9 protein-coding genes are annotated in these 8,171 nt (G+C 73.6%); 1 reads left to right on the forward strand and 8 read right to left on the reverse strand.

The window, feature by feature from the left end; genetic code table 11:
* Window positions 1-86: 86 nt before the first annotated feature.
* From I4I78_RS26590 to I4I78_RS34315, 8 genes are all read right to left on the reverse strand, one after another.
* Entirely contained in the window at window positions 87-455 is a 369-nt protein-coding gene (locus I4I78_RS26590) for a hypothetical protein (protein ID WP_218614237.1), read from the reverse strand.
* Complete coding sequence (locus I4I78_RS26595; protein ID WP_226380488.1) at window positions 452-634, reverse strand: hypothetical protein; 183 nt, start codon at window positions 632-634, stop codon at window positions 452-454. The genes I4I78_RS26590 and I4I78_RS26595 overlap by 4 nt, the downstream gene beginning before the upstream one ends.
* Window positions 635-713: 79 nt before the next feature.
* On the reverse strand, window positions 714-2,111 hold the full coding sequence (locus I4I78_RS26600) for an LLM class flavin-dependent oxidoreductase (protein ID WP_218614238.1): 1,398 nt from the start codon (window positions 2,109-2,111) through the stop codon (window positions 714-716).
* Window positions 2,108-3,856 carry an ABC transporter ATP-binding protein gene (locus I4I78_RS26605; RefSeq protein ID WP_218614239.1) on the reverse strand — a complete coding sequence of 583 codons (1,749 nt, stop codon included), beginning with the start codon at window positions 3,854-3,856 and terminating at the stop codon, window positions 2,108-2,110. Before I4I78_RS26605 ends, I4I78_RS26600 begins: the two co-directional genes overlap by 4 nt.
* A 2-nt stretch (window positions 3,857-3,858) precedes the next feature.
* Window positions 3,859-4,701, reverse strand: coding sequence for an ABC transporter permease (locus I4I78_RS26610; RefSeq protein WP_218614240.1), 843 nt, complete (start codon window positions 4,699-4,701; stop codon window positions 3,859-3,861).
* On the reverse strand, window positions 4,698-5,663 hold the full coding sequence (locus I4I78_RS33995) for an ABC transporter permease (protein ID WP_308252372.1): 966 nt from the start codon (window positions 5,661-5,663) through the stop codon (window positions 4,698-4,700). Before I4I78_RS33995 ends, I4I78_RS26610 begins: the two co-directional genes overlap by 4 nt.
* Window positions 5,664-5,685: 22 nt before the next feature.
* Window positions 5,686-7,323, reverse strand: coding sequence for an ABC transporter substrate-binding protein (locus I4I78_RS26620; RefSeq protein ID WP_218614242.1), 1,638 nt, complete (start codon window positions 7,321-7,323; stop codon window positions 5,686-5,688).
* A gap of 171 nt (window positions 7,324-7,494) precedes the next feature.
* Window positions 7,495-7,563 carry a putative leader peptide gene (locus tag I4I78_RS34315; RefSeq protein ID WP_374225923.1) on the reverse strand — a complete coding sequence of 23 codons (69 nt, stop codon included), beginning with the start codon at window positions 7,561-7,563 and terminating at the stop codon, window positions 7,495-7,497.
* A 137-nt stretch (window positions 7,564-7,700) separates the two neighbouring features.
* On the opposite strand from I4I78_RS34315, the gene I4I78_RS34320 reads away from it, so the two are divergent.
* Window positions 7,701-7,865 carry a putative leader peptide gene (locus tag I4I78_RS34320; RefSeq protein ID WP_374225922.1) on the forward strand — a complete coding sequence of 55 codons (165 nt, stop codon included), beginning with the start codon at window positions 7,701-7,703 and terminating at the stop codon, window positions 7,863-7,865.
* Window positions 7,866-8,171: the final 306 nt, after the last annotated feature.

Consider the following 8,171-nt stretch of genomic DNA (forward strand, 5'->3'; position numbering starts at 1 on the left):
CTCCACAACTATCTCCGCGAAACACCCGGGTGGAGCGTGGAAAGAACCGAAGAGGGCGTCCGGACCACGACGCCGACCGGACACACCTACACCGCACCACCATGGCGCACGACGGACATCGAGTGACAGCGGGCGCGGACCGGCAGCTCGAGCCCGAGGTTCTCGCGCAGGGTGGCGCCGGTGTAGTCGTCAGCGACGATCTTGCGTTTGCGCAGCTCGTGCAGCAGGCCGTTGACGACGAAGTCGTGCTGGCGCGGGTCGGCGAGGCCCCCGAGGGTGATCACGTCCAGGACACCGGCCCGGAACCGCTCCTCGACCGCGTCGGCGAGCTGCTCCGGCGTTCCCGCCACCGCCCGGTGCCCGGTGTCCTGCGCGGCGATCACGAGCTCGCGCAGCGTGTGGCCCGCCCGGGCGTAGCCGGTGAAGATGTCGACCCGTCCGCGGCGGCGGTTCACCGACGTGACGTCGGGAAGCAGGCTCTCCGGCAGCGTCGAGTCCAGGTCGCGCCGTAGGTGGCGTGGAACGAGCTGAAGATCAGCGGCAGGCCACCGGGCCGCCCCAGACGCTCGGCCCGGCCGCGGATGGTGCGGGTGAAGTCCAGCGCGATGTCGAGGGTGGACAGCGAGGTGAACACGATCTCGGCGTAGCGGGCACCCAGCGCCGTCCCCGCTTCGGACTGCCCGGCCTGGATCCGAGGGCATCGAGAAGGTGCGTCAGGCCTGCCGGGCGGCGCCCGCGGTCACCTGCTCCGGCCCGCCGAATGCTCCGCGGAACCGCGCCGCGGGGTGCCGGTCGGGCAGGCGGTCGTGGCCGAACATCCGGCCGCGCAGCGTGTACGCGTCCCCGTAGCAGGTCTTGGCCAGCCCGCGTTCCTGCAGCACCGGGAGCACGAGCTCGATGAACTCCTCGTAGGACGAGGGCAGCCGGTAGTTGACCAGGTTGATCCCGTCGACGCCTGCGTCGCGCCAGCGCCCGAGCTGCTCGGCGATCGAGTCCGGTGTCCCGACGACGGTCTGGCCGATCATGCGCCGGCGCGCGAGGTCGGCCAGCACCGGCTCGCGGTCGGGGTTCTCCGCGCGAAGCCAGTCGACGTGCCCGCGACCGCCGTTGTTCGGGATATCGCGCAGCGGTGTGTCGTCGGGCAGCCGGGTCCCGTCCGGGAGGATGCCCAACGAGGCGTGCGTCCGGTACCCGATGATCGACGCGTGCTCGAGCAGGTCGTCGTAGCGCTGCTGCGCCTCGGCCTCGGTCCGGCCCGCGACGATGCTCATCCCCTGGAAGAACCGGATGTCGTCCCCGCGGCGGCCCCCGGCCTCGGCGAGCGCGCGGGTGCGCTCGATGTGCTGGCGGGCCACCTCCGGCGAGGGCGTGCTGATGAACACCGCCTCGGCGTGCCGGGCGGCGAACGCGATCCCGCGCGGCGAGCCGCCCGCCTGGAACAGCAGCGGGGTGCGCTGCGGGCTCGGCGAAGGCAGGTGCGGACCCTCGACCCGGTACCGCGGGCCCTCGTGCCGGATTTTGTGGATCTTCGACGGGTCCGAGTAGCGGCTGCCGTCGCGGTCGACGAGCAACGCGTCGTCCTCCCAGGATCCCTCCCACAGCTTGTAGGCGACGGTGACGTACTCCTCGGCCCACTCGTAGCGCTCGTCGTGCTCGACCAGACCGGGGAGGCCGAAGTTGCGGGCCGCGTTCTCCTGGGTGGAGGTGACGATGTTCCAGGCGACCCGGCCGCGGGTCAGGTGGTCGAGCGTGGAGATCTGGCGGGCGAAGTTGAACGGCGGGTTCTGCATCACGTTCGACGTCGTGGCCAGCCCGATCCGTTCGGTCGTCGCGGCCAGCGCTCCGAGCAGGACGGTCGGGTCGTTGCTGGGGATCTGGAGTCCCTCGTGCACGTTGTCGGTGTAGCTGCCGTCGGCGGGGCCGTAGAGCCCGGAGACGTCGGCGAAGAACATCGCGTCGAACAGGCCCTCCTCGAGGGTGCGGCCGAGCCCGGTCCACAGGCCGAGCTGGTCGAACTCGACCTGCCGGGCGTCGGGGTGGCGCCACTGGCCGTGCTGGATGTGCGACGGCGTGTTCATCAGGAACGCGTTGAACAGCAGCGGGACGGTCACGAGGTGGTCCTCTCGAGGTCGGGACGGTGGTCGGCGGGTCGGCCCGCGCCGGCGCCGGCACCCAGGCTGCGCAGCGACGCGACGAGCCTGCGGGTGTACGGGTCGACCGGTGCGGTGAAGATCTGCTCGGGGTGGCCCTCCTCCACGACCCGGCCGTCCTTCATCACCAGGACGTGGTCGGACAGGTGGCTGATCACGCCGAGGTCGTGTGAGATGAACAGGTAGGCGAGCCCGAACGCCTGCTGAAGGTCGACGAGCAGGTCGAGGATCTGCGCCTGGACGGACACGTCGAGGGCCGAGACGGCCTCGTCGAGCACCACGACGTCCGGGTCCGGGGCGAGCGCGCGGGCGATGGCGACTCGCTGGCGCTGACCCCCGGACAGCGTCAGCGGGCGCCGCGCCAGCAGGTCCGGGGTGAGCCCGACCCGGGCGACCAGGTCGGTGACGCGCTCGCGGCGCGCCGCGGCCGTCGGGTACGCGGCGTGCCCGACGGCGTCGAGCAGGATCCGCTCGACGTCCCAGCGCGGGTCGAACGAGCTCAACGGGTCCTGCGAGACGACGCTGATCGCGCCGCGCCGGGCCCGGCGGTGGCGCTCGGCCAGTCCGGACCACGCCTGCCCGCGCAGCTCGACCGTGCCGCGGTCGGCGGGCTCCAGGGCCAGGGCGAGCCGCGCGGTCGTCGACTTGCCCGAGCCGGACTCGCCGACCACGCCCAGCGTCGACCCGGCCCGCAGCGCGAAACCGACGCCGTCGACGGCGCGCAGCCGGCTGCCGTCCGGGAGCGGGAAGTCCTTGACCAGGTCGCGGGCGACCAGCACCGGTGGCCCGTCCGGATCGGCGTCCTCGCGTGCAACGGCACCGCCCCGGCCGCGATCGGGTAGCGGCACCGGCGGAACCGGCGACAGGCGACGGCCGCGGGTGCCCGCGCCGGGCACCGCCTGGATCAGCGCCTGCGTGTAGGGCTCGCGCGGCGCGGTCAAGATGGTCTCGGCCGCCCCCTCCTCCACCACGCGGCCGTCGGCCATCACCAGCACGTGGTCGGCGAGGTGGGCGACCACGGACAGGTCGTGGCTGATCAGCACGATCGTCCGGCCGGCCCGCTTGAGGTCGGCCAGCAGCTCGAGGACCTGCGCCTGCACGGTCACGTCGAGGGCGGTGGTCGGCTCGTCGGCGACGACGACCTCGGGGTCGGCCGCGAGCGCGGAGGCGATCAGGGCGCGCTGGCGCAGTCCACCCGAGAGCTCCCCCGACCGTTGCGCGGCACGCAGTTCCGGGTCGGGCACCGCGGCGCTGCGCAGCAGCTCGAGCACCTTCTCCCGGCGGTCGGCGCGCGGGACGGTGCCGTGCACCCGCAACGCCTCGGCGATCTCGCGCCCGACCGGTCGCACCGGGTCGAGCGAGACCAGCGCGTCCTGCAGGACGAACCCGACGCGGTCGCCGCGGATCCGGCGCCAGGCGCGTTCGCCGAGCCCGCGGACGTCGACGCCGCCGACGGACAGCGTGTCGGCCCGCACCTCGGCGCCCGGCCCGGCCAGCCCGACGAGGCTGCGCGCGCTCACGCTCTTGCCCGATCCCGACTCCCCGACGATCGCGAGGCAGGTCCCGGGCTCGGCCGAGAAGGACACGCCGTGGACGACCTCGCGCCCGGCGAAGGACACCCGCAGGTTCTCCACGACGATGGCGGGGCCCGCCGAGGCGGTGGCCTCCGCGGGGTCGGCGGGGGTGGTGACGGTGGCCGAGGACATGGTCACTCTCCGGGCTCGAGACGGGTCGCGAGGACGCGGCCGACCGCCGTGGCGGTGACCGCGAGCGCGACGATGGCCAGGCCTGGCAGCACGACGAGCCAGCCTGCGACGGTGACGTAGCTGCGCCCGGCCTCGAGCAGCGCGCCCCACTCGGATGCGGGCGGGGCGACACCGAGGCCGAGGAACGACAGGCTCGACGCCCACACCACGCACTGCCCGACGGACAGGGCGAACACCGCCACCAACGGGCGGAGCGCGTTCGGCAGGACGTGCCGGGCGACGATCCTCCGGCGCCGGTGCCCGAGTGCGGTCGCGGCCTCGACGTAGGGCGAGTCGCGCACCCCGAGCAGCTGCGCACGGACCATCCGGGCGTAGCCGGGCGCGACGCCGACACCGACCGCGAACACCAGCGTCCTCGGCGAGGGGCTGAGCACGCTGACGAGCAACAACGCAAGCAGCAGGGTGGGGAACGCGAACAGCACGTCGATGACCCGGTCCGCGGCGGCCGCGACCGGGCGGGGCGTCAGGGTGGCGGTGAGGGCGAGCAGCACCGCCAGCACCAGCGCGACCCCTGCGGCGCCGAGGCCGATCGTGAGCGACTGCCCGGTGCCGTGCACGATCCGCGTGTAGAGGTCGCGGCCGATCTCGTCGGTGCCGAACCAGTGCTGCGCCGACGGTGCCCGCAAGGTCGCGGCCAGGTCGATCGCGTCCGGGTCCCCCGGGGCGAGCAGCCACGGCGCCAGGCCGGCGACGGCGAGCACGAGGGTCGCCGCGCCCGCGGTTCGTCCGGCCGGGCGCCGCGCGGGCACCGTCTCCGGCGGCGACGTCTCGATCGTGGTGGTCATGGCGTCACCCTCGGGTCGATGAGCGGGTACAGGGCGTCGAGAACGAGGTTGATCACCACGTAGACCACGGCGGTGAGCACGACGATCCCGGTGACGATCGGCAGGTCCTGGGACTCGACGGCGCTCACGAGCGTGCGGCCGATGCCGCGCCGGGTGAACACCGTCTCGACGATCACGGCGCCGGAGATCGTGGCGCCGAGCGCCCACCCGGTCAGCGTCAGCGGGGCGAATGCGGCGTGCCGCAGTACGTGGCGCAGCCGCACCGCGAGGTCACCCGATCCGCGCAGCCGCGCCGAGAGCACGAACGGCTGCTCGAGCACCCGCTCGAACTCGGTGCGGGTGGACTGGGCGAGGAACCCGGCCAGCGGCAGGGCCAGCGTCAGTGCCGGGAGAACGAGCGCCACCGGCCCCGACCCGCCGACGACCGGGAACAGGCCGAGCCCGTAGGCGAACCCCAGCAGCAGGACGACCCCGAGCCAGTACTGGGGCATGCTCGCCAGGAACGAGTCGACGGCCGAGCCCCAGCCCGCCGCGACCCGGCCGCGCCCGGCGGTGAGCAGCACCCAGGCCAGCATCAGCACCCAGGCCAGGACCAGGGCGGTGACGCTGAGGGCGAGCGTCGGGGCGATCTGCTCGGAGATCACGTCCCACACCGGCCGGTGCTGCTGGTACGACGTCCCGAGCTCCCCGCGGAGCAGCCCGCCGAGGTAGTCGAGGTACTGGCCCGGTGCGGAGCGGTCGAAGCCGTACTCGGCGTTGATCGGGGCCAGCTCGTCCGGTGAGCGTTCCTGGACCTGGCCGGTCCGCAGGTTCAGCACCGCGGTCGCGCGGTCGCCGGGCTGGGCGATCTGGGCGAGGAAGGCGGCCGTGGCCGCGCCCCAGACCACGATCACCGCGGAGCCGACCCGGCCCGCCCAGCGCCGCGCCGCGGCGCCGCTGCGGGCGGTCGGGCCGTCGCCCACGGGCGCGTCCGGTACCGCGGTCTCAGGCGAAGTGCGCGTCATAGAAGATCGGGCCTCCCTGCGACTGTTCCTGGCGCACACCGCGCAGGCCGGGTTTGACGGCCAGGGTGCTGAGCCGGTCGTAGACACCGATCGAGAGCGCCCGGTCGGCGATGTAGCGCTGCGCGGAGCGGTAGAGCCCGGCCTGGCGTGCGGGGTCCGGCTCTGAGTTGGCGCGCAGGATCAGGTCCTCCAGCGCCGGGTCGTCGTAGAACGCCGAGTTGGCCTTGTTCGGTGAGCCCGGGAGGTCGCGACGCCAGTTCACGTGCAGGATCCCGGCGTTCGCCGCGGTCCAGTAGCCGATGGACAGGTCGTAGTCGCCGGGGCCGGAGTAGGCACCGGCCGCGGCGGCGCTCGGCGGGTAGGGCACGAGCCGGATCCGGAACCCGACGCTCTCGGCCTGGCGCTGCAGGGCCTGGATGATCGCCGCGCCGTCCTGGTTGATCGTCCGGTTGATCGCGTAGGGGAACACGACCTCGAGCGGTCGGCCGTCCTTGACCCGGACGCCGTCCGGGCCGGGGCGCCAGCCGGCGGCATCGAGCAGGGCGGCGGCCGCGGCCGGGTCGTGGCCGTACCGGGCGGCGGCCTGTTCGCTGTAGGCCGGCGTCGACCGGCTGACCGGGCCGTTGCCGTCGTAGGGGATGACGCCCTTGCCGACGGCCTCGACCGCGGCGCGCCGGTCCAGGCTCAGGGCGAACGCCTGCCGGACGCGCTGGTCGGTGAACGGGCCGCGCTCGGTGTTGAAGCTGATCTGCTGCGGGCGCCCTCCGGTCACGTAGCGCTGTAGCCCGAACCCCTCGGCCGCCAGGTTGCGCCACTCGAAGGCCTGCACGTCGTACATCGCGTCGAGCGCCCCGGAGCGCAGCGCCGCGGTGCGCGCGGTCGGGTCGGTGATGAACTGCCAGTCGATCCGCCGCACCAGCGCGGGTCCGGTGTGCTCCGCGTCGGCCGGCGCCCAGTCGTAGTCCTCGCGCCGGGTCAGCGCGATGTCGCTGCCGCGGTTCCACCGCTCGACGACGAACGGCCCGGACCCGACCGGTGCCGAGCAGTTCTGCTCCGCGGTGCGGGTGTCGAGCGCGCGCGGGGACTGGATCCCGAAGTAGGGCTGGGTCATGTTCTCGGCGAAGCGCGGGTAGGGCCGCGTGAGGCGGACCGCGACCGTGCGGTCGTCGACGGCACGGGCGGCGTCGTAGTACTGGCCGATCCACGCCTTGACGGTCGCGTTCCCGCCGTCGACCCAGTAGTCGAAGTTGCGGGCGACCGCGGCCGCGTCGACCGGGGTCCCGTCGCTGAACGTCGGGCCGCGGCGGAGGGTGAACGTCCAGGTCAGGCCGTCCGGACTGACGTTCCAGGACTCGGCGAGCCACGGCACGACCCGGCGGTCGTCGTCCAGGGCGACCACGTTGTCCAGGATCTGGCCGGACAGGTAGGCCTGCTCGATCCAGCCGCCGTAGACGCAGGGTGGTTCCTGCTGGTGGCCGTAGACGATCGTGTCGGACGCCGCCGCGGGGGTGACGAGGGCGGCCGGCTCGACGCGGTCGCCGGTGGCGCACCCGGCGACGGGCGCCAGGAGCAGGGCGGCCGCGCCGGCGAGGAGAAGGCGGGCGCGGAACGGTCTCACGGCGATGATGGCGTCCTCGGGTGAGGGCGAGCGGAAACGCTCGCGCGCAAGGGGCCCGGGACGCGCCGGCGTCGGCGGTGAGAGTCCCGGGTGGAGGTGACGACGGGCCGCGCCGGTGCACGGCGGGCGGGTCGTGGGCGGCACCGCGGTCGTCGCGGCGCCGGAACGGTGTCAGTCCCGACAGGTGGCGCTGGCGGTACGCAGGAGGTCGACGTGGCGGCGCTGCACCCCGTGGAACATGATCCCTCCCCCGTCACTCGAGCGAATCACACTGTAGGTACACGCGACTGCGCCGCGTCAACGTCGCCCGCACGACTGTGACCCACGCGGCACGCGGCGACTGTCGAGGCTCTCACCAGCTGGTATGCGGCGTGCAGATGTCCGGACCGGTCGACGCGACGATCACAGCGCAATCCCAACGGCGAGGGTTGAGATTATGGTGCGCGGCCTCTACCGTCCCTGTCGTGGACGGAGACACGCTGCTCACCTCTCGGGAGCACATCGATCTCCTGCGCGTCGCCTCCTCCATCTGTCGGGCCTGACGCCCGGGCCGGTCACGCCTTCCGCGTCGCCGCCCTCTGCCTGAACTCCCTTTCTCGTACCTCGACAGCGCTGCCCCGGACCTGCTCCCGCGGTCGTCCGGCGCGCGCTCCTGCCCGAGTGGAGATCCGCATGACCACGACCGACGAACGCGTGCGCCGGGACACCGCGGCGCACGACGTTCCCGTCGAGACCGTCTCCCGTGTCGCCGGCCGGGACGGCGGACGCGTCCCCCGCTGGGTGGTGAAGACGCTGTCGCCGATCGTGCTGGTGGGCCTGTGGCAGCTGCTGGGCTCGACCGGCCTGCT

The sequence above is a fragment of the Pseudonocardia sp. KRD291 genome, assembly GCF_019263595.1.
Classification (GTDB): Bacteria; Actinomycetota; Actinomycetes; order Mycobacteriales; family Pseudonocardiaceae; genus Pseudonocardia.